The organism is Microbacterium sp. A93, from assembly GCF_051842835.1.
Genome location: NZ_JBPXMT010000004.1, coordinates 147,312 through 164,908, shown reverse-complemented (window position 1 = coordinate 164,908; position 17,597 = coordinate 147,312). Strand labels below are relative to the sequence as shown.

Here is a 17,597-nt window from a genome sequence, read left to right as displayed (position 1 = left end):
CGCACGTAATTCGGAGTTGTCCACAGTTCGTGGGTAGGGCCGAATGTCTCTGGCATTCTGATGAGCAGGCGACGACAATGAAGGGATGCTGACGATGAACGAACCCCAGGTCTGGGTGCTGATCGGCGTATTCGCCGCAGCAATCTTCGGCATGTTGACGATCGTGTCGACGCTGTTCATCCATGTCATGAAGGCGGAGTTCGGCAGCATCCACCGCCGCATCGACAATCTGGATCGCGATGTTAACGCCCTGTACCGCCATTCATTCGGCAACGATCGCGATTGACGCTGGCGGCCGGTGAGCCAGGATGGTCGTATGACTGCATCCTGGCCCGGCGACTCCGCGACCGTCGCGCGCTGGGTGCGCGCCGTCATCCAGCACGCAGCGAAGGACTCGGGGGACGTCGAGCTGAAAGGGCTCGATGACATCACGGTCACAGCCAGTCTCGCCGGCAACGACCTCGAGCATCTGACGCTGGATGCCACCGGTGTGAGGCTGCGGCTCGGGTGGCATTCCACCCCGCCCGCGCATCCGGCTCCCTCCAGCGCAGCGGCTGAACAAGACGAACCCGACTCCCTCACCCGGGAGTCCGGCATCGTGAAGACGTTCCGCTTCACGGCTCGACCGATGCGGATCGAACAGACTCCGTTGAGCATCGATGTGCAGGCCTTTGACGTCCCGATCGCCTGGCTGACCTTCGCCGAACCCACCGAACCCGATTTACCTGAGAGCATCCACATGCTCGTCCCGGACGGTGACCTCGACGGGCTGCACGGCATCTTCCACGCGACCATCGCGACGAAGGATCTTGTCCCCCTCATCACCTCCGTCACAGGCCCGATGCTGCGTGAGGCGGGTGCGCACCTCGGCCGCGTGAAACTCGATCTGACCGACGACGGCGACGACGGCATCCGCGTCACGGCGTATGCCGGACTGCGCTGGAAGCTGCTCATGGCGTCAGCACGCGCCGATGCGCGCATCCAGGTAACGCGGGATGCCGTCATCACCGTGCGTGATCTCACGGTCGGCAGCCGCAACCTGTTTGTCAAAGCGGGGTTGCTGTTCGCGCGCAAGCGCATTCGCGGGGTCATCGGGCAGACGTTCGACCTCAACGAGATCATCGCCGAAGACGGCACGCCGACACGCCTCCACGATGTGCGCATCGAGACCGGCGATCAGCTCAGCGTTTCAGCGCGTTTCCGCTGAGGCTAATTCGCGTAGCGGCGGCACCACTCGTACATGATCACGGCGCCCGCAGCGCTGGCGTTGATGGAGCGCGTCGAGCCGTACTGGGTGATCTCGATGTGGCCGGAGGCCGCGGCGATCGCCTCATCCGTCAGCCCCGGCCCTTCCTGGCCGAACAGCAGCACGCACCGCTCGGGAAGGTCCGCCCGGTCGACGGGGATTGCGCCGTCGACATTGTCGACCGCGATGATCGGGATGCCTGCTGCCGCGGCCCACGCGGCGAAGGTAGCGACATCCTCGTGGTGGACGACGTGCTGGTAGCGGTCGGTGACCATCGCGCCACGCTTGTTCCAGCGGCGACGACCGATGATGTGCACGGTGTCAGCGAGGAACGCGTTGGCGCTGCGCACGATGGAACCGATGTTCATGTCGTGCTGCCAGTTCTCGATCGCGACATGGAACGGATGCCGGTGCGTGTCGAGGTCGGCGACGATCGCGTCCATCCGCCAGTAGCGGTAGCGGTCGATGACGTTGCGGGTGTCGCCGTTCTCCAGCAGCTCAGGGTCGTACTGGTCGCCCTCAGGCCACTCGCCTTCCCAGGGGCCGAGGCCGTGGGTGGTGCGCTCAGGAGTCTCGGTCACTCAGTCAGCGTAGTCTGGAGCCGTGGCATCCCCGGCAGCAGACGACTACCTGAAGACGGTATACGCGCATACCGAGTGGCAGGACGCTCCGATCACTCCATCCGTGCTCGCTGCGAAACTCGGCATCGCGCCATCGAGCGTGACCGAGATGGTGAAGAAGCTCGCTGCTTCCGGACTCGTCTCGCATGTCCCTTACGGCGCGGTGCGATTGACGGATGCCGGCGCAGAGCGTGCCCTCGCCATCGTGCGTCGGCACCGGCTCATCGAGACCTGGCTTGTGCGGGAGTTCGATTACGCGTGGGATGAAGTGCACGACGAGGCTGAGGTTCTCGAGCACACCATCAGCGACCGACTGCTGGAGGGTATCGACGCACGTCTGGGTCGGCCTCGATTCGATCCACACGGGGACGCCATTCCGGATGCCGCGGGCGAAGTCGTTCGCGAACCATTTGTGCTGCTTGCTGACGCGCCACTCGGACACCAGGGTCGCGTGCTGCGTGTCGCCGACACCGATGCGGAGCTGTTGCGCGCGCTCGAAGCGCTCGGGCTTGCGGTCTCTTCCTTAGTGCGAGTGACCCCGGACGGTATCGAGCTCGACGGCGCACCGGCGGCGCTGCCGGACGGTGCATCCGGGATCGTCTGGCTCAGCGCCTAGCATCCGGGCTCCACTCGTTCTCCACATCTGGCGCACTTCACGCTCTATCCACCGATCACGTAATCGCTGATCCCACGGCATAAATCGGTTGTATTGTCGGTGGCGAACCGCCCGCGATCTGTGGAGAATGGAGCCGTGTACGTGTCCCTTGAGGTGATCACCGTGATCGTCAGTGCGATTGGAATCGTTCTGACGCTCGGCGCGCGCATCGACGCTCTCGCCACCGAGATCACCGATCTGAAGATCGCTGTTGCACGCTTCGAAGGCCCGCAGCGCCAGCTCTATGTGGCCGGTCGCTGACGGCGGAATTTCACCCCCTCAGCCTCTAGGCTGAGCACATGGTTGATCGCTCTGAAATCGAATGCTGGCTCACTGACATGGACGGCGTGCTCGTCCATGAGAACGACGCCATTCCTGGTGCTGCTGAATTGCTCGCCGGCTGGGAGAGCAGCGGCATCCCGTATCTGGTGCTGACGAACAACTCGATCTTCACTGCGCGCGACCTCTCCGCGCGTCTGCGCTCCAGCGGCCTGCATGTTCCTGAGGAACGCATCTGGACGTCAGCTCTGGCCACCGCGGCATTCCTGCAGCAGCAGGTGCCGGGCGGATCCGCATTCGTCATCGGCGAGGCCGGGATCCTCACGGCCCTGCACGACGCCGGGTTCATCATGACCGAGACCGACCCCGACTTCGTCGTCGTCGGTGAGACTCGCACCTATTCCTTCGAGGCGATCACGAGGGCGATCCGCCTGATCAACAACGGCGCGCGCTTCATCATCACCAACCCGGACGCCACCGGCCCCAGCGCCGAGGGTGCCCTGCCGGCGACCGGTGCCGTCGCAGCACTCATCACCAAGGCCACCGGGCGCGAGCCGTACGTCGTCGGCAAGCCGAACCCGATGATGTTCCGCTCTGCTTTGAACAAGATCGGCGCGCACTCCAAGAAGACCGGCATGATCGGCGACCGCATGGACACCGACATCGTGGCCGGCATCGAGGCAGGTCTGCACACCGTGCTCGTGCTCACCGGCATCAGCGATCAGGCCGAGATCGAGAAGTACCCGTTCCGCCCGGACGAGATCGTCAACTCGGTTGCCGATCTGCTCCCCGAGGCTGCTGCGAGCTGACATGGGCGCCCTGATCGCGACGGCGAAACGACCCGAGACCCGGGCATCCCGCATCGCGAAGATCGTGGCGGATGCCGCAGAGGGGAAGCGACCGTGACCCAGCAGGATCTGCTCTTTCTCGTGATGATCCTGATCGGGGTGTCTTCGCTGACGATCATCATCGTGCAGTTTGTTCGTTCGCGTCGACGCGGGCCCGACGATGACACCCGATCCGGCAACTGGTGGGAAGGCCCATGGGACGACGACCGGAAACGCTGATTTCATGCGGCCGGGCAGACCCACCGTGTCGGACGGACCAGCTCAACTTCCGGTCGAACTAAGGGTGAGGGTGCGCAACTCGGCGACGGGTTGCGGCATCAGGAGCGGACCAGAACCGGGAGTGATCGTGCCGAGGATGCGCGGCTCGCGCGCGCCGGTTCCACCGGGGGTGACGGCGGGTACTCCGTGCATCGTGCACCAGCCGATCAGCGCGAAAAGGATCGCCTCCTTATTGTCCGCTGAGGCGCCGAGCGCGTCAGCGAGCACGACCTCCACCTCGGGGAGCGCGGCCCGCAGCCCGTCCATGATCAACGGGTTGTGGCATCCGCCGCCTGAGACGGCAAGAAAACCGGCGCGAGCGGCGCGGATGTCCTGGGCGACCGTGCGTACGGTGAGCTCGGTGAGGGTGCGCACGACATCGGCGAGCGGAACGGCCCGGCCCGCCAGGTGCCCGCGCACGTAGTCGAGATGGAAGTGCTCCTTACCCGTGCTCTTCGGAGCGGCGACCGCGTAGTACGGATCGGCAAGCAGCGACTCCAACAGTGAGACATCGACCGCGCCCGATCGGGCGATACGGGCATCCTCGTCGTAACCGAGATCGTTCAGCTGTTCGGCGACCACAACCGCGTCGACGAGAGCGTTCGCCGGACCCACGTCGTAAGCCGAGATGCCGTCGGGCCCGACGATCGTGATGTTCGCGATGCCGCCGAGGTTGAGCGCAGCCGACGTGCCCGCGCGGCCCCGGAGCAGCAGCTCGTCAAGGAATGACACCAGCGGGGCGCCGTGTCCGCCAACGGCGATGTCGCGGATGCGGACGTCCGAAACGACCGGCACGCCAACGCGCTCCGCAGTCCAGGCGGGTTGGCCGATCTGGAGTGTGCCACGCGCTCGGCCACCTTCGACCCAGTGGTAGACGGTCTGGCCGTGGGTGCAGACTGCGTCGATCCCGCCGACGGATGCTGCGGCATCCGCTGCCACCTCGGCGAAAGCCTGCCCGATCAGAGTGTCGAGCTCACAGATCTCGGCCAGCGTCGTCGGCGCTGGCGGAAGGGCAGCGACGAGTCGCGCCCGAAGGCCCGGCGAATAGGGGACGCTGTCCTCGTGAAGCACGGCGGCGTGGAGCGCACCATCGGTCTCGGTGAAGTCGACGACCGTGACGTCGATCCCGTCGTGCGAGGTGCCCGAGAGCATGCCGAGTACGCGCATCCGTGGTCCTTCCGTCGTCTTCCGAGCTGCAGGTCTGTTCGACCCTGCAGGTGGTACGAACTCGGGTCAACCCACCGACGCGTGGGCTCGAGCCGTCTACCGCAGCACGAACGCCGCGGCACCGATCAGTGGACCCTCATCCCCCAGCCCCGAGCGCACCACGCGCGCGCGACGGGAGTACTCGTGTGCGGCACTGGCAGTGAGTGCCTGCTGCACGAGATCGATGTAGTCGTCTGAGACGCGGGAGAATCCGCCACCGATCGCGACGACATCGAGGTCGACGAGGGTCGCGGCATCCGCCAGCGCCTCCCCGACTGCGCGCGCCGAGCGCTCGATCGCGGCGCGGGCGACGGCATCGCCGGACGCTGCATCCCTGGCGAGGTCCTCGCCGGTCGAACCGGTCCAGCCCTGGGTCTGCGCCCATGTTGCACTGGCGGGTCCCGACGCGATCTCCTCGAGTGTCAGACCACCCTCGCGACGCACCTGGCCGAGATGTCCGGCATTTCCGGATGCTCCAGCGATGTACGCGCCGCCGACAACGAAGCCGCCGCCGACGCCGGTGGAGACGACGATCGACAGGGATGCCCGCGCTTCACGCGTCGCACCGAACCAGGACTCGGCGAGCGCAAGCGCGCCACCGTCGTGCCCGAAGACCGTGCGCACGTCGCGTCCGACGACGGCCGATGCTGCGGACCGCACGGCGTCCGCCAGTTTGTAGCCGCGCACCGCGGGCATGTTCACCGGGAAGATCTGGCCGGTCGTGCGGTCAACAGGACCGGCACTACCGACGCCGGCCTCGGCGAGCTCAGCACCAGCGGGCAGAGTTGCGAGGGCATGCTCCGTGACCGCGGCGATCGCGGCATCCATCGATTCGAAAGTTGCGGCGCGACCGGTGGGCTGGCGGTTACGGCTGCCCTCGACGAGCACACCGGCATCAGAAACGAGCGCAGCCTCGAGCTTGGTGCCGCCGACGTCGACAGCCAGTGCGTAACGGGTCACTGCGGGGCAAGCCCGAGATCATCGAGATCGAACGCCGCGCGCCACTCCAGTCCTTCGGCTTCGATCGCTGCCTGCGCGCCGGTCTTGCGGTCGACGATCACGGCGACGGCGACGACCTCCGCACCTTCGCGGCGCAACACCTCGACAGCCTTGAGCGCGGACTGTCCGGTGGTCGACGTGTCTTCAAGGACGACAACGCGCTTGCCCGCGATGTCCGCGCCCTCGATCTGCCGACCCCGCCCGTGATCCTTCGGCTCCTTACGCACGACGAAAGCGTCCACCGGGCGCTCGGCGGCAACGGATGCGTGCAGCACCGAGTTCGCGATCGGGTCGGCACCGAGCGTCAGGCCGCCGACAGCGGCGACGTCGAGGTTGCCAACCAGGTCGAGCATGATTCGACCGATGGCCGGGGCTGCGCGGTGGTCGAGGGTGAGCCTGCGCATATCGACGTAGTACGTCGCCTGCTTACCGCTGGAAAGGATGAAGTCGCCGTGGAACACCGCCTCATCCTTGATGAGAGCGAGCAGGGACTGGCGGTCAGCGTCGAGAGTCACGGCATTAAGTGTAGGGCGCGGCGCCGCTGGCCACGCATGCGCCGTTCGCCTATCGTGGCGGTGGATCAGATTCCTGGAGGCCTCATGTTCTCGTACGACCCCTATGCGCAGCTCGCTACGCTGCGCGACTTCGCGCCGCTCGAGCTCACCAGCCCTGATTTCGAGCCTGGCGGTGCGTTGCCGCTGTTCGCCTGGTCGGCCGACCGTGGCGGCGAGGATCGCTCGCCGACGCTGCAATGGTCGACGCCACCAATTGGCACCCAGAGCTTCGCGATCTCATGTTTTGACCCGGATGCTCCGACCGGCTCGGGGTTCTGGCACTGGGCCGCGTTCAACCTGCCCGCGACGACCACCTCGTTGGCAAGCGGCGACGGCGATCTGGCCGCTCTTCCGCACGGCGCGACGGTGTTGCCGAACGAGTCACGCCTGGAGCGTTTCATCGGCGCCGCACCGCCGAAGGGCACCGGCATCCACCGGTATTTCTTCGTTGTCGACGCCCTCGATGTCGAGACCCTCGACATCACCCCTGGATCGACGCCGGCGGTGCTCGGATTCAACCGACACTTCCATTCGCTCGCCCGCGGCATCCTCATTGGCACCGCCGACCCTTCGGAGCACTGACGTCCGACCCCGCAAGTAGGCTGGATGCATGCGCCTGGCCACCTGGAACGTCAACTCCATCCGCACCCGTGTCACCCGCACCGTCGAGTTCGCCGTGCGGGAAGACATCGACGTGCTCGCGATGCAGGAGATCAAGTGCAAGCCTGAGCAGTTCCCGTACGCACCGTTCGAGGAGGCCGGCTACCACGTCGAGGTGCACGGGCTGAATCAGTGGAACGGTGTCGCGATCGCGAGCCGACTGCCAGTCACCGACGTCGACACGGCATTCACCGGGATGCCTGGCTTCGCGAAGGGCCATGAGGGACCGGATGCTCCGCTCGAGGCGCGTGCGCTGGGCGCGACCATCGACGGCGTGAAGATCTGGAGCCTGTACGTGCCGAACGGCCGTTCCCTTGATGACCCGCACTACGCATACAAGTTGCACTGGCTCGAGCAGCTGCGCCAGCACACTGCCGCCGAGCTGAAGAAGAACCCCGACCTGCCGCTGGCTCTGGTCGGCGACTTCAATATCATCCCGTTCGACGCTGACAACGGCGACCCTGACATCGTCGAGGGCGTCTCCACGCACGTCTCTCCCGAGGAGCGCGCGGCGTTCTTCGCGTTCCAGGATGCCGGTCTCATCGACGTCGTGCGTCCGCTGCTGCCGGAGGGTTTCACTTACTGGGACTACCAGCGCCTGAAGTTCCCTCGCAACGAGGGTGTCCGCATCGACTTCGTGCTCGGCTCGAAGGCACTGTCCGATGCCGTGACCGGAGCATCCATCCACCGGGACGAGCGCAAGGGCACCCAGCCCAGCGACCATGTTCCGGTGGTCGTCGACCTCGACTTCGGCGGCACCGATGATGATGACGACATGCCAATGATCTTCGCGTGAGCGTGCTGCCGCGACTCATCGCCAGCGATCTGGACGGCACCCTTCTCGGCGCAGACTCCACAGTCTCACCGCGCACGCGCGCGGCACTGGACGCGGCGCGGGCCGCGGGCATCCACGTGGTGCCGGTCACCGCGCGGCAGCCGATCGGCATCCGTGCGATCGCTGACGGTGCGGGGTTCGAGGAGTGGGCATTGTGCGGCAACGGTGCCTTCGCGATCCACCTGACCACGGGTGAGCTACTGTTCGAGCGCGCGGTGACCGTTGACGCTCAGCAGGCGCTGGCCGCCGCGCTTGCAGAGCGCGTGCCCGGTTTGCTGCACGTCAGTGTGCGCGATGCGGGCGAGGGATTCTTCCCCCAGCAGGGATACGCGGCGATCGCCGAAGCATCCGATCACAAGCGCGATCCGGCGGGCATGACCGAAGTGCCGCTCTCGGAAGTGCTGTCGGCACCGAGTCTGAAGCTCGTGATCCGGCATCCGAAGCTTCCTCCTACTGAGATCCTCGCTGCAATCGCTGGCCTCGGCCTCGGCGGCTTCGAGGCGACGGTATCCGGCGCGCCATTCGTCGAGGTGATGGCAGCAGGCGTCACCAAGGCGTGGGGGCTCGAGCAGCTGTGCGCACACCTGGGGATCGCCGCAGGCGAAGTGCTCGCCTTCGGTGACGCCCCGAACGATGTCGAGATGTTGCGGTGGGCAGGACACGGCGTGGCAATGAGCAACGCGGATGCTGTGGTGAAGGATTCCGCGGACGAGATCTCACTCGCATCCAACACCGAAGATGGCGTCGCGCTGATGCTCGAACGGGTGCTCGGCGCGCACGTCTGAACCCGAGCCGGCGCATGGTCGACGGCGACAGCCGACCCCCTCGCCTGGCCATCGAAGTCACATGCGGGGGGTCTTCTGCGGCGAGTGTCACTGACCGGTGAGCAGTTCTTCGAGACGGTCGAAGTTCTCGTCCATCCCACCATCGATTCCGCTTTCGAGCACGGCGTCGCAGGCTGCCTTCGAGGTGTAGGTCGACACGACGTCAATGGCAGAGCGGCCTCCATCGAGGTCAACGAAGCGCAGCACCTCGAGCGTGGGTCAAGGGATGGCGAGCAGAGCCTGCATGAAGTTGGCACCGATCCGACAAACCGTAGAACTCAAGGCTCCGCAGAATTGCGTAAATGTACCTTCAGGAGAACATCTGGCTCAGCACGTCAATGTCACCGGTATCAATCGCCTGCTGGATCATGTCGATGACCGCCTGGTCGGTGAACATTCCGGACAACTCGTCGGTCCAGATCGCGCGCATGGTGTCAACGTCGCCCGCGTCCCCCGCTGCAGCCATCGCCTCGATCGCCTGCTGGTAGGGAATCTGCTGGAACCCGGCTGCCGCGTCGACGGGGTTGTAATAGGGCACCCATGGAACTTCGGGGTCGGGGTTGAGTCGCAGCACCTGGTCAGGATGAATCGTCCGCGTGTGGTTCAGCTCCGCGAGAGGATACGCGTACTCGATGCAGAGCCGCGCGCCGATCGCGTCCAGAGCGTCACCGGGGGCGACTGTGTAGGACACGATGTTGCCTTCGTCGTCAAGGCCCACCGTGCCCGCGGCGAGGCCACGTGCGCCGTTGTCCACGAGCGTCCCCCTGATGCTCGCGCTCATGCCGCCGATGTGGATCTTGGCGCGGAAGTGGGGGCAGGCATCGGCGTCAGTCTCGGCTGAGGCCGGCGTGGCGTTCGGCTTCGGAGCGTGGCTCGCGGTGGGCTTCGGTGACGGATCTGCCTGCGGCGGCGTCGCTGCAGTGCACCCGGCGAGCGCGGTTGCGACAAAGACGAAGGCGACAAGGGTCGCGGTCAGCTTGGCTGTGCTGGACATGACGCAATGCTTGCATAAAGAACGTCAGCCACCCACAAATGTCGCCTTGTTCACCCCATGAGAACTGCGCTCGGCGCCAGACGCAGGCGGGCGTCGAGCGACGGCGCTCTCAACCTTCGTCCCATCTCAGCCCGAAGCGACTGAATGTTTCACGTAGCTCTGGAAGATTTGAATGAACGCGTGCAGGCTCGCTCGTGGGGCGTATCCGAGGGCTTCTCGCGGGATCGTCGGCACGCTCGAACACAGCCCAGGCACGAATCTCGTCACCGTGTCGTGATTGGAAACGCACGCCGTCGACCACCACCCCGGCGTCATCGTCGCCGTGTAGGTCGTAGAGCCAGCGCGCGATCGATCTTGTCAGCACGCGGTCGTGCGCATCTTTCAAGAGTGCTGCATCCATATCGTTCGTCGCGAGTCCGTGGCGATCGAGTGGATAGTGGGCAATGAGCGCCGCGAGGCTACGGGAGTGGGTGATGAAACAGTACCGACCGACCTGGCGGGCAGAGGCATATTCGCGACCGTCGAGCCATGAGAAACCAATGGTTCCTGCAGCACCCTCGGGGAACTGACCAATGCTGCCGTCATCGTCGACGATGTCGTCGAGCCCGTCGAGCACAGTTCGGCTTGGGCGGAATCTCGCGAGCAATTCGAGCAAGCACCCGAGCAGACTGTCGGCAGTGTAGAGCGCGCGAAACTGACCTAACTGGTCATCCCAGCGCCCTCCGAAGAGACCTTCGTCATTGGCGTATCGCCACGGCACCCACGCCCATGGATCCGGCCCGTAGCCGACATGCCAAACATCTCCAAGACCGTCCGCGACCTCGAGCTCCAGCTCGCGTTCCTCGCACATCATCCGATGTATGCGAACGACTTCGCCGCGGCGACTACCTCTCGCGCGCCGGTCAGCGGTTCTTCTTCGCGTAGCACCTGTGCGGGGGCCTCGTCGTTTAGCGACGGGTTCATACCCTTGAACCACGACTGCACAGTCACTGTGTCGTATCGCTCGCGCAACAACGCGCCAGCATGGAATGCATGACGCAGCCGCTCGCGGTCGACCTCGCTAGGCTGCCCGGCGCCGTCAGCCCACGCGGAGACAGACCTCGCGGACTTCACGCCGCCAATGTAGGCCACCAGCCGCACCCCGAGCATCTCGCGCAACTTGGAAACAAGCTCGGGGAACGGAAGCCTGATCGAGTCCTCGTACGCACGCAGACCCGGTCGTTGGTCGGAGCTCACGGTGGTGGTCATGACCACAGTGTACGCCGAAATGTACCGCAAATCTACCTAGGAATTGCACCTATAAACGCACGATCGCGTTGGCGCTATGACCCCCTGACGCCGGTGCGCACCGGACCAGGAGCGGGCGCGTAGCGCAGACTCACTGCTCCGTTCTCGCCAACCTCAGCACCGAGCAGCGTCAGATTCGCGGCGGCAGAGCCGCCTGGAAACACTCTCTTGCCCCGACCGAGTACGAGCGGATATACCCAGAGTTGCAGCTCATCGAAGAGCTGCTCAGCGAGCAGAGTCTGCACGAGGTCGATACTGCCGATCACATGCACGTCGCGGTGACTTTCGCGCAGCCCGGCGAGTTCGGTCTTGAGGTCTGCGCCGACCCGCGAACTGCCCTGCCATTCCAGATCGATGTCTGCGTCGCGCGAGGCGACGTACTTCGGAACGCGATCGAACAGCTGCCCGATCCAACCCTCCGGGCCCGTCGTGTGGCGCGGCCAGTACGACGCGAACAGGTCGTAGGTGCGGCGGCCGAGCAACAGCGCGTCGAGCGTCGACATCCCCTCCAGGACCCACTTCCCGACGGCCTCGTCTGGAACTCCGGCCTGCCAGCCGCCGAAGGGGAAGCCGTCAGAGGCGTCCTCCTCTGGGCCGCCGGGCGCCTGCGCGACGCCGTCGAGTGTGGTGAACAGATCAATGATGATGCGGCCAGTCACAATGCGCCGCCCTGTTCGGCGGCGAGGCCCTTCGCGAGGATCGCATCGGACGTGGGGAGATTGACGAAGACCTTCGTGGGCATGCTGGCTCCTTTGTCGTATCGATTCTTCAAGCTTGCGAACAACAACCGCGCTTTTCAATAGCAAGTTGCGTCGGGCCGCCGAGTCCGTCGTACGGCGGATGTCCCGGCATCCGCTTGCCCGTACCGTGGAAGCATGTCCGCATCATCACGCGCGCTGACCGCGCGCCAACGACAGTCCGACCTGCTGCTCGCCGGCGTCGTGTTCGTCGCCGGCATCATTAGCGCCGCGCTGTCGGCGGTCTCCGGCCTGTACGGCGAAGAGCAGGCACCACTGTGGCAGGCGATCGTTTACCTGCTCGTGCTCGCGCTTCCGCTCGCCGCGCGCCGCATCTGGCCTGCTCAGGTCGCGGTCATCGTCTCAGTCGCGTACTTCTTCGCCGCGACATTGCGGGTGCCGGAGATGTATGCCGGCAACATCGCGATGTTCATCGGGCTGTACACGGTAGGCGCGTGGATGGCCAACCGCCGTGCGGCGATGATCGTGCGGGTGTCGATCATCGTCGGAATGTTCATCTGGCTGATGATCACGATGTACCGCGACGCGATCGACACCGCCAACGAAGAGGAGATTGTCGCGGGGGCAATGTCGCCGTATCTCGCCTTCATGATGCTGCAACTGTTGGTGAACGTGCTCTACTTCGGCGGCGCCTACTACTTCGGAGAGCATGCCTGGAAAGCCGCGATGCAGCGCCAGTCCCTCGAGCAGCGCACAGAAGACCTGGAGCGCGAACGCGAGGTCACTGCAGCTCAGGCGGTGGCGCTCGACCGCGTCCGCATCGCGCGCGAGCTTCATGACGTCGTCGCGCACCATGTATCGGTGATGGGCGTGCAGGCAGGGGCCGCGCGTATGGTCCTCGATCAGGATCCCGCTCGGTCGAAGCAGATCCTTTCCAGCGTCGAAGAATCGGCACGCGAAGCCATCAGCGAGTTGAGACACCTACTGGAGACCCTGCGGTCGAACGGGGACTACGAAGATGCTGCGTCCACCGTCTCGCTCGCCGACATCGCGCGACTCGTCACGGCGTCGAATGGCGCAGGACTCCCGACCGAATACACGGTCGTCGGCGAAGAACGGCCAGTGCCGTCGGTCGTGCAGGTAAACCTGTATCGCATCGCACAGGAGTCACTCACCAACGCCCGCCGCCATGCGGGCATCGGAGCTACAGCCGACGTGCGTCTGCGCTACACAGCAGAGGACGTCGAGCTCGAAGTGGTGAACACGGGCCGCCTGGTACTCGCGCCCCGGCCGGGAATGGGGCAGCTGGGCATGCGTGAGCGCACCCTGGCCTCGGGTGGCACGATTGAATCTGCACCTCGCGAGCGCGGAGGCTGGCGCGTGCGCGTGCAGGTTCCGCTGGACGCGCACGCTGAACTGGCAGGAGCCCCCGCATGACCGACCCGATCCGCGTTCTTCTCGTCGACGATCACGCGATGTTGCGTGCCGGGTTCCGCACCATCCTCGACATCCAGCCCGACATCACCGTGGTCGGCGAAGCGTCGACCGGCGCCGAAGCGGTGGCTGCGGCATCCATTCTGGACCCGGATGTCATCTGCATGGATGTACAGATGCCCGATATGGATGGCATCGAGGCGACCAGACGGATCATCTCCGATCCGAACGTGCACGCCGCTATCGCGATCGTGACGACTTTCGATCGCGATGACTATCTGTTCAGCGCTCTGGATGCTGGCGCGAGCGGTTTCCTGTTGAAGAACGGTGGCCCGGAGGATCTGGTCGCCGCGGTGCGCGTGCTCGCCGCAGGCTCCGGGATGCTGGCACCAGAGGTCACCAGGCGTGTCGTGCAGCGGTATGCGACGGCCGCGACGGGCGACGGCGCTGTGGCCACGGCATCCGCCTGTTCACTCGATCTCATCGAGCCGCTTACCGAGCGTGAGGCAGAAGTTCTCGCGCTCCTGTCCGAAGCGATGAGCAATGCGGAGATCGCGGCAGCACTGTTCATCGGCGAAGCAACGGTGAAGACTCACGTCTCACGCGTGCTGCAGAAGCTCGGTGCCCGCGATCGGGTGCAGGCCGTGGTGCTGGCGCTGCGGAATGGGTTGGCGTAGCGCAGGCCCCGCTGGCGCGGGAAGAAAAACCTGGCTGAATCCGCATGGGAAGCCGGGTTCTTGTTCTCCGCACACGGAGGGCGCGACAGCGAGGGCGACGGATGCGCGAAAACGACGGATGCCCCGCAGCACGAGGCTGCAGGGCATCCGATCAAGCAAGAACGATTAGGCGTTCACGAGCTCGGCGGAGTGCTGCACGCGAGCGATGAGGCCGTTGAATGCCTCGAGGTAGCCGACGAGGAAGCCGGCGGTGCTGTCATCGGTGACCTGGCCGTCTTCGGTGAAGAGGCCCGGACGGTCCTGGATGAAGCCCTCGGGCTGACCCATGGTAACCGCGCTGAAGTGGCCAAGGATCGCGCGCAGGTGCTGCTGAGCAGCAGCGGTCGCGACACCCGAGCCTGAGGTGCCGATCACGGCGACCGGCTTGCCGAAGAAGGACATCTCGCCGTAGGGGCGGGTTGACCAGTCGAGGGCGTTCTTGAGCACGCCGGGGATGGAGCGGCTGTACTCAGGGGTGACGATGATGACGCCGTCGACGTCGGCGATTGCCTTCTTGTAGTCGAGCGCAACCTGAGGGAAGTCGCCGTCGTAGTCGGGCGAGTAGAAGGGCAGATCCTTGATCGAGATCTCCACGAGCTCGACACCCTCGGGAGCGAGGTTCGTCAGCACGCGCGCCAGGCGACGGTTGATAGACGTGCTCGAGATGCTGCCGACGATGTATCCGATGGTGCGAGTCACTGGTATTCCTTCTGTTTTGAGATCAGGCTGAACCGTTTGCGGTCTCAAGTGGGCAACGACCGCATGAAGGATTGTATTCCAACGCATGCAATCAGTTCCCTGTGAGTGCCGTCTCGCGCTAGCCTCACCCCTATGACCGACGCGCCCGCCCCGCTGTCTCGACCGGTCCTTGCGGGCATCGTCACCGCACTCGTCGGCTTCACCAGCTCATTCGCCGTCGTGCTCACCGGACTCGACGCCGTCGGCGCGACACCGGCTCAGGCAGCCAGCGGCCTGTTGATTCTCAGTCTCACGATGGGGCTGGCCTGCGTCATCCTGGCCTGGCGATACCGGATGCCGATCACCGTCGCGTGGTCGACGCCCGGTGCCGCACTTCTCGCCGCAACCGGAGTGGTCGAAGGCGGATGGCCCGCCGCCATTGGCGCATTTCTCACGGTGGCAGCGCTCACTCTGCTCGCAGGACTATGGCCAGGGTTCGGCCAACTCATCGCGCGGATTCCGGCATCCATCGCCCAGGCGATGCTCGCGGGGGTCCTGCTCCCCCTCTGCCTCGCCCCCATCGTCGGCATCGCTGAGAATCCCTGGGGTGTGATTCCGGTGGTGGTCACCTGGCTGATCTTCGCCAGACTCGCGCCGCGTTGGGCAGTCCCCCTGGCATTCGTCGCTGCCGCCATCGTGGTCGGCGTGGAGCTGATCCGCAGTGGGGCTGCCGTGGACACCGGGCTTCTCATCCCCCGCTTTGAACTCGTCGCCCCGACCTTCACCGTCGGCGCGCTCGTCGGCATCGCCCTGCCGCTGTTTGTCGTGACGATGGCCTCGCAGAACGTGCCAGGCGTCGCAATCATGCGCAGCTACGGTTACGAGGTGCCGTGGCGTCCGGCGATGTTCGTAACGGGCATTGGCACGGCACTCGGCGCCCCCGCGGGCGGCCATGGAATCAATCTCGCGGCGATCAGCGCTGCTCTCGCCGCAGCCCCAGAAGCAGACCCCAATCCGAGGCGCCGCTGGGTTGCTGGCGTATCGACGGGCTTCTCCTACATCGTTCTCGGCGGCTGCGCCGCGGCCTTCTCGACGCTCGTACTCCTTGCCCCTGCCGCCGTGATTCCGGCCGTTGCCGGTCTCGCGCTCTTCGCCGCCCTCGGCTCCTCTGTGCACCAGGCCGTGGCTGAACCCGCAGAGCGGATGCCGGCCGTCGTCACTTTCCTCATCGCGGCATCCGGGCTCTCGTTCGTCGGAATCAGTGCCGCATTCTGGGCGCTGCTGGCCGGCCTTCTTGTGCGCGTGATCCTGACACCGCTCCGGCGCTGAGCGAGAGCTGGCGGGACGGTAGACTGGGCATGCCCGCCTTCCCGCGACTTCTGGAGCCTTCAATGCCCACCATCGTCGTCGACGTCATGCCCAAGTCTGAACTGCTCGACCCGCAGGGGAAGGCCGTCTCCGGCGCGTTCGCACGCCTCGGCGTGACCGACTTCAGTGACGTCCGCATCGGCAAGCGCTTTGAACTCAAAGTCGATGGCGAAGTGACCGAAGCTGTACTCGCCGAGGTGAAGAGAATCGCCGATGAGGTGCTCTCGAACTCCGTGATCGAGGACGTCGTCGGCATCGAGGTCGTCGAGTGACCGTCCGCATCGGCGTCATCACCTGGCCGGGTTCCCTGGACGATCGCGACGCTCAGCGCGCCGTGCGCCTCGCCGGTGCCGAGCCCGTCGCGCTCTGGCATGGCTCCCATGATCTCGAAGGCGTGGACGCGCTCGTCCTGCCTGGCGGTTTCAGCTACGGCGACTACCTGCGCTCCGGTGCAATCGCTGCGCTCTCGCCGATCATGGCCGAGGTGAAGGATGCCGCGGCCAAGGGCATGCCCGTTCTCGGCATCTGCAATGGGTTCCAGATGCTCGTCGAGGCGCACCTGCTGCCCGGCGGCCTGATCCGCAACGACCACCAGAACTTCGTGCGACGCGACCAGAAGCTAATCGTCGAGAACACCACTTCGGACTGGACCAACGAGTTCACCCAGGGCCAAGAAATCATCATCCCGCTGAAGAACGGCGAGGGCGGCTACATCGCCGATGACGAGACGCTGGACCGCCTGGAGGGCGAGGGCCTGGTGGCCTTCCGCTACGCCGGGGTCAACCCGAACGGCTCGCTGCGCGATATCGCCGGCGTCCGCAACGAGGCAGGGAACGTCGTCGGGCTCATGCCGCACCCCGAGCACGCCACCGAGCCTGGATTCGGCCCCGACACTGCCACCGCCATGCGCAGCGGCATCGACGGATTGGCGTTCTTCACGAGCGCGATCGCCGCGGTCAGCCGCGTCGCCGCGTAGCCTCCCGCAGCCGCAACGCGTCAGAACTAGATGCCGGCTGGCGGCCACACCCCGATAAGTACGGCCATGATCACGAGGGTGACGAGCTCGTGCGCGATGTTCAACGTCGTGAGCTGGGTCGGACGCCCTTCGAAGGCATCATGCGTGATGAACCGGGCGGCGGTGAACCCTGCCCACAGCAGGATCGACGTCACCACAGCCGCGCTGAAGAACGACCCCTCGTAGAAGTGCCAGGCGATGGCGGATGCTCCGGCCAGCACCCATGCCGTGATGAAACTCACGAGCACCGTGGTGATGATCGGCCACACGGCGCTCTTGGCTGAGCCCGAGATATCGACGTTCGCCAGTCTCGCCCATCTCGTGCCGAATACCTTCGGGGTGTACCAGATCGATCCGACGATCATGCTCGAAAGCATGGCCAGCAGCACCGCCCAGTAGTTGATCTCCGGAATCATTGCTCCT

25 protein-coding genes are annotated in these 17,597 nt (G+C 65.4%); 15 read left to right on the top strand and 10 right to left on the bottom strand.

Annotated elements, in window-relative coordinates; all coding sequences use genetic code 11:
• The first annotated feature begins 85 nt into the window (after nucleotides 1–85).
• Nucleotides 86–286, top strand: a complete 201-nt coding sequence (locus tag ACSU1G_RS11775) for a hypothetical protein (RefSeq protein WP_439280137.1) — start codon at nucleotides 86–88, stop codon at nucleotides 284–286.
• Between the two features lie 30 nt (nucleotides 287–316).
• Entirely contained in the window at nucleotides 317–1,207 is an 891-nt protein-coding gene (locus tag ACSU1G_RS11770; RefSeq protein WP_439280136.1) for a hypothetical protein, read from the top strand.
• Between the two features lie 2 nt (nucleotides 1,208–1,209).
• On the opposite strand, the gene ACSU1G_RS11765 is transcribed toward ACSU1G_RS11770, so the two are convergent.
• The gene (locus ACSU1G_RS11765) at nucleotides 1,210–1,827 is read right to left on the bottom strand and encodes a TrmH family RNA methyltransferase (RefSeq protein WP_439280135.1); all 618 of its coding nucleotides are present in this window, start codon (nucleotides 1,825–1,827) and stop codon (nucleotides 1,210–1,212) included.
• 22 nt (nucleotides 1,828–1,849) lie between these two features.
• On the opposite strand from ACSU1G_RS11765, the gene ACSU1G_RS11760 reads away from it, so the two are divergent.
• The 5 genes from ACSU1G_RS11760 (at nucleotide 1,850) to ACSU1G_RS11740 (ending at nucleotide 3,867) form a co-directional block, all read left to right on the top strand.
• Nucleotides 1,850–2,482, top strand: a complete 633-nt coding sequence (locus ACSU1G_RS11760) for a metal-dependent transcriptional regulator (protein ID WP_439280134.1) — start codon at nucleotides 1,850–1,852, stop codon at nucleotides 2,480–2,482.
• Nucleotides 2,483–2,617: 135 nt separating this feature from the next.
• Nucleotides 2,618–2,782, top strand: coding sequence for a hypothetical protein (locus ACSU1G_RS11755; RefSeq protein WP_439280133.1), 165 nt, complete (start codon nucleotides 2,618–2,620; stop codon nucleotides 2,780–2,782).
• Between the two features lie 38 nt (nucleotides 2,783–2,820).
• Nucleotides 2,821–3,609 (top strand): HAD-IIA family hydrolase, encoded by a 789-nt coding sequence (locus tag ACSU1G_RS11750; protein ID WP_439280132.1) that lies wholly within the window; start codon nucleotides 2,821–2,823, stop codon nucleotides 3,607–3,609.
• 1 nt (nucleotide 3,610) lies between these two features.
• Nucleotides 3,611–3,706, top strand: a complete 96-nt coding sequence (locus ACSU1G_RS11745; protein WP_439280131.1) for a YdeI/OmpD-associated family protein — start codon at nucleotides 3,611–3,613, stop codon at nucleotides 3,704–3,706.
• On the top strand, nucleotides 3,703–3,867 hold the full coding sequence (locus ACSU1G_RS11740; protein WP_439280130.1) for a hypothetical protein: 165 nt from the start codon (nucleotides 3,703–3,705) through the stop codon (nucleotides 3,865–3,867). The genes ACSU1G_RS11745 and ACSU1G_RS11740 overlap by 4 nt, the downstream gene beginning before the upstream one ends.
• A gap of 42 nt (nucleotides 3,868–3,909) precedes the next feature.
• Here the strand turns inward: ACSU1G_RS11740 and ACSU1G_RS11735 are convergent, their stop codons facing one another.
• The 3 genes from ACSU1G_RS11735 to pyrE form a co-directional block, all read right to left on the bottom strand.
• A complete protein-coding gene (locus ACSU1G_RS11735; RefSeq protein WP_439280129.1) occupies nucleotides 3,910–5,073 on the bottom strand; it encodes an anhydro-N-acetylmuramic acid kinase in 1,164 nt (387 codons plus the stop codon).
• 96 nt (nucleotides 5,074–5,169) lie between these two features.
• The gene (locus ACSU1G_RS11730) at nucleotides 5,170–6,072 is read right to left on the bottom strand and encodes an ROK family protein (protein ID WP_439280128.1); all 903 of its coding nucleotides are present in this window, start codon (nucleotides 6,070–6,072) and stop codon (nucleotides 5,170–5,172) included.
• On the bottom strand, nucleotides 6,069–6,626 hold the full coding sequence (gene pyrE, locus ACSU1G_RS11725; protein WP_439280127.1) for an orotate phosphoribosyltransferase: 558 nt from the start codon (nucleotides 6,624–6,626) through the stop codon (nucleotides 6,069–6,071). The genes ACSU1G_RS11730 and pyrE overlap by 4 nt, the downstream gene beginning before the upstream one ends.
• Before the next feature lie 84 nt (nucleotides 6,627–6,710).
• Between pyrE and ACSU1G_RS11720 the strand changes: the two genes are divergently transcribed.
• From ACSU1G_RS11720 to ACSU1G_RS11710, 3 genes are read left to right on the top strand one after another with little or no spacing between them, the layout of a single operon-like run.
• Nucleotides 6,711–7,247, top strand: coding sequence for a YbhB/YbcL family Raf kinase inhibitor-like protein (locus tag ACSU1G_RS11720; protein WP_439280126.1), 537 nt, complete (start codon nucleotides 6,711–6,713; stop codon nucleotides 7,245–7,247).
• A 28-nt stretch (nucleotides 7,248–7,275) separates the two neighbouring features.
• Nucleotides 7,276–8,121: an exodeoxyribonuclease III gene (locus ACSU1G_RS11715; RefSeq protein WP_439280125.1), complete on the top strand. Its 846-nt coding sequence runs from the start codon at nucleotides 7,276–7,278 to the stop codon at nucleotides 8,119–8,121.
• The gene (locus tag ACSU1G_RS11710; protein ID WP_439280124.1) at nucleotides 8,118–8,945 is read left to right on the top strand and encodes an HAD family hydrolase; all 828 of its coding nucleotides are present in this window, start codon (nucleotides 8,118–8,120) and stop codon (nucleotides 8,943–8,945) included. The genes ACSU1G_RS11715 and ACSU1G_RS11710 overlap by 4 nt, the downstream gene beginning before the upstream one ends.
• 349 nt (nucleotides 8,946–9,294) lie before the next feature.
• Here the strand turns inward: ACSU1G_RS11710 and ACSU1G_RS11705 are convergent, their stop codons facing one another.
• From ACSU1G_RS11705 to ACSU1G_RS11690, 4 genes are all read right to left on the bottom strand, one after another.
• On the bottom strand, nucleotides 9,295–9,978 hold the full coding sequence (locus tag ACSU1G_RS11705) for a hypothetical protein (RefSeq protein WP_439280123.1): 684 nt from the start codon (nucleotides 9,976–9,978) through the stop codon (nucleotides 9,295–9,297).
• Between the two features lie 109 nt (nucleotides 9,979–10,087).
• Nucleotides 10,088–10,828, bottom strand: a complete 741-nt coding sequence (locus ACSU1G_RS11700; RefSeq protein ID WP_439280122.1) for an RES domain-containing protein — start codon at nucleotides 10,826–10,828, stop codon at nucleotides 10,088–10,090.
• Nucleotides 10,828–11,226, bottom strand: a complete 399-nt coding sequence (locus ACSU1G_RS11695) for a hypothetical protein (protein WP_439280121.1) — start codon at nucleotides 11,224–11,226, stop codon at nucleotides 10,828–10,830. The genes ACSU1G_RS11700 and ACSU1G_RS11695 overlap by 1 nt, the downstream gene beginning before the upstream one ends.
• A 74-nt stretch (nucleotides 11,227–11,300) precedes the next feature.
• On the bottom strand, nucleotides 11,301–11,924 hold the full coding sequence (locus tag ACSU1G_RS11690; protein WP_439280120.1) for a dihydrofolate reductase family protein: 624 nt from the start codon (nucleotides 11,922–11,924) through the stop codon (nucleotides 11,301–11,303).
• Between the two features lie 216 nt (nucleotides 11,925–12,140).
• On the opposite strand from ACSU1G_RS11690, the gene ACSU1G_RS11685 reads away from it, so the two are divergent.
• On the top strand, nucleotides 12,141–13,400 hold the full coding sequence (locus tag ACSU1G_RS11685; protein WP_439280119.1) for a sensor histidine kinase: 1,260 nt from the start codon (nucleotides 12,141–12,143) through the stop codon (nucleotides 13,398–13,400).
• On the top strand, nucleotides 13,397–14,074 hold the full coding sequence (locus tag ACSU1G_RS11680) for a response regulator (protein ID WP_439280118.1): 678 nt from the start codon (nucleotides 13,397–13,399) through the stop codon (nucleotides 14,072–14,074). The genes ACSU1G_RS11685 and ACSU1G_RS11680 overlap by 4 nt, the downstream gene beginning before the upstream one ends.
• 165 nt (nucleotides 14,075–14,239) lie before the next feature.
• Here ACSU1G_RS11680 and ACSU1G_RS11675 read toward each other — a convergent pair whose 3' ends face one another.
• Nucleotides 14,240–14,812, bottom strand: coding sequence for an NADPH-dependent FMN reductase (locus tag ACSU1G_RS11675; protein WP_439280117.1), 573 nt, complete (start codon nucleotides 14,810–14,812; stop codon nucleotides 14,240–14,242).
• Nucleotides 14,813–14,944: 132 nt separating this feature from the next.
• Between ACSU1G_RS11675 and ACSU1G_RS11670 the strand changes: the two genes are divergently transcribed.
• The 3 genes from ACSU1G_RS11670 (at nucleotide 14,945) to purQ (ending at nucleotide 17,135) form a co-directional block, all read left to right on the top strand.
• Nucleotides 14,945–16,120: a benzoate/H(+) symporter BenE family transporter gene (locus tag ACSU1G_RS11670; protein ID WP_439280116.1), complete on the top strand. Its 1,176-nt coding sequence runs from the start codon at nucleotides 14,945–14,947 to the stop codon at nucleotides 16,118–16,120.
• A gap of 62 nt (nucleotides 16,121–16,182) precedes the next feature.
• Nucleotides 16,183–16,431 (top strand): phosphoribosylformylglycinamidine synthase subunit PurS, encoded by a 249-nt coding sequence (gene purS, locus ACSU1G_RS11665; RefSeq protein WP_439280115.1) that lies wholly within the window; start codon nucleotides 16,183–16,185, stop codon nucleotides 16,429–16,431.
• Nucleotides 16,428–17,135, top strand: coding sequence for a phosphoribosylformylglycinamidine synthase subunit PurQ (gene purQ / locus ACSU1G_RS11660; protein ID WP_439280114.1), 708 nt, complete (start codon nucleotides 16,428–16,430; stop codon nucleotides 17,133–17,135). The genes purS and purQ overlap by 4 nt, the downstream gene beginning before the upstream one ends.
• A gap of 26 nt (nucleotides 17,136–17,161) precedes the next feature.
• Here the strand turns inward: purQ and ACSU1G_RS11655 are convergent, their stop codons facing one another.
• Nucleotides 17,162–17,590, bottom strand: a complete 429-nt coding sequence (locus ACSU1G_RS11655; protein ID WP_439280113.1) for a DUF1761 domain-containing protein — start codon at nucleotides 17,588–17,590, stop codon at nucleotides 17,162–17,164.
• Between the last annotated feature and the right edge of the window lie 7 nt (nucleotides 17,591–17,597).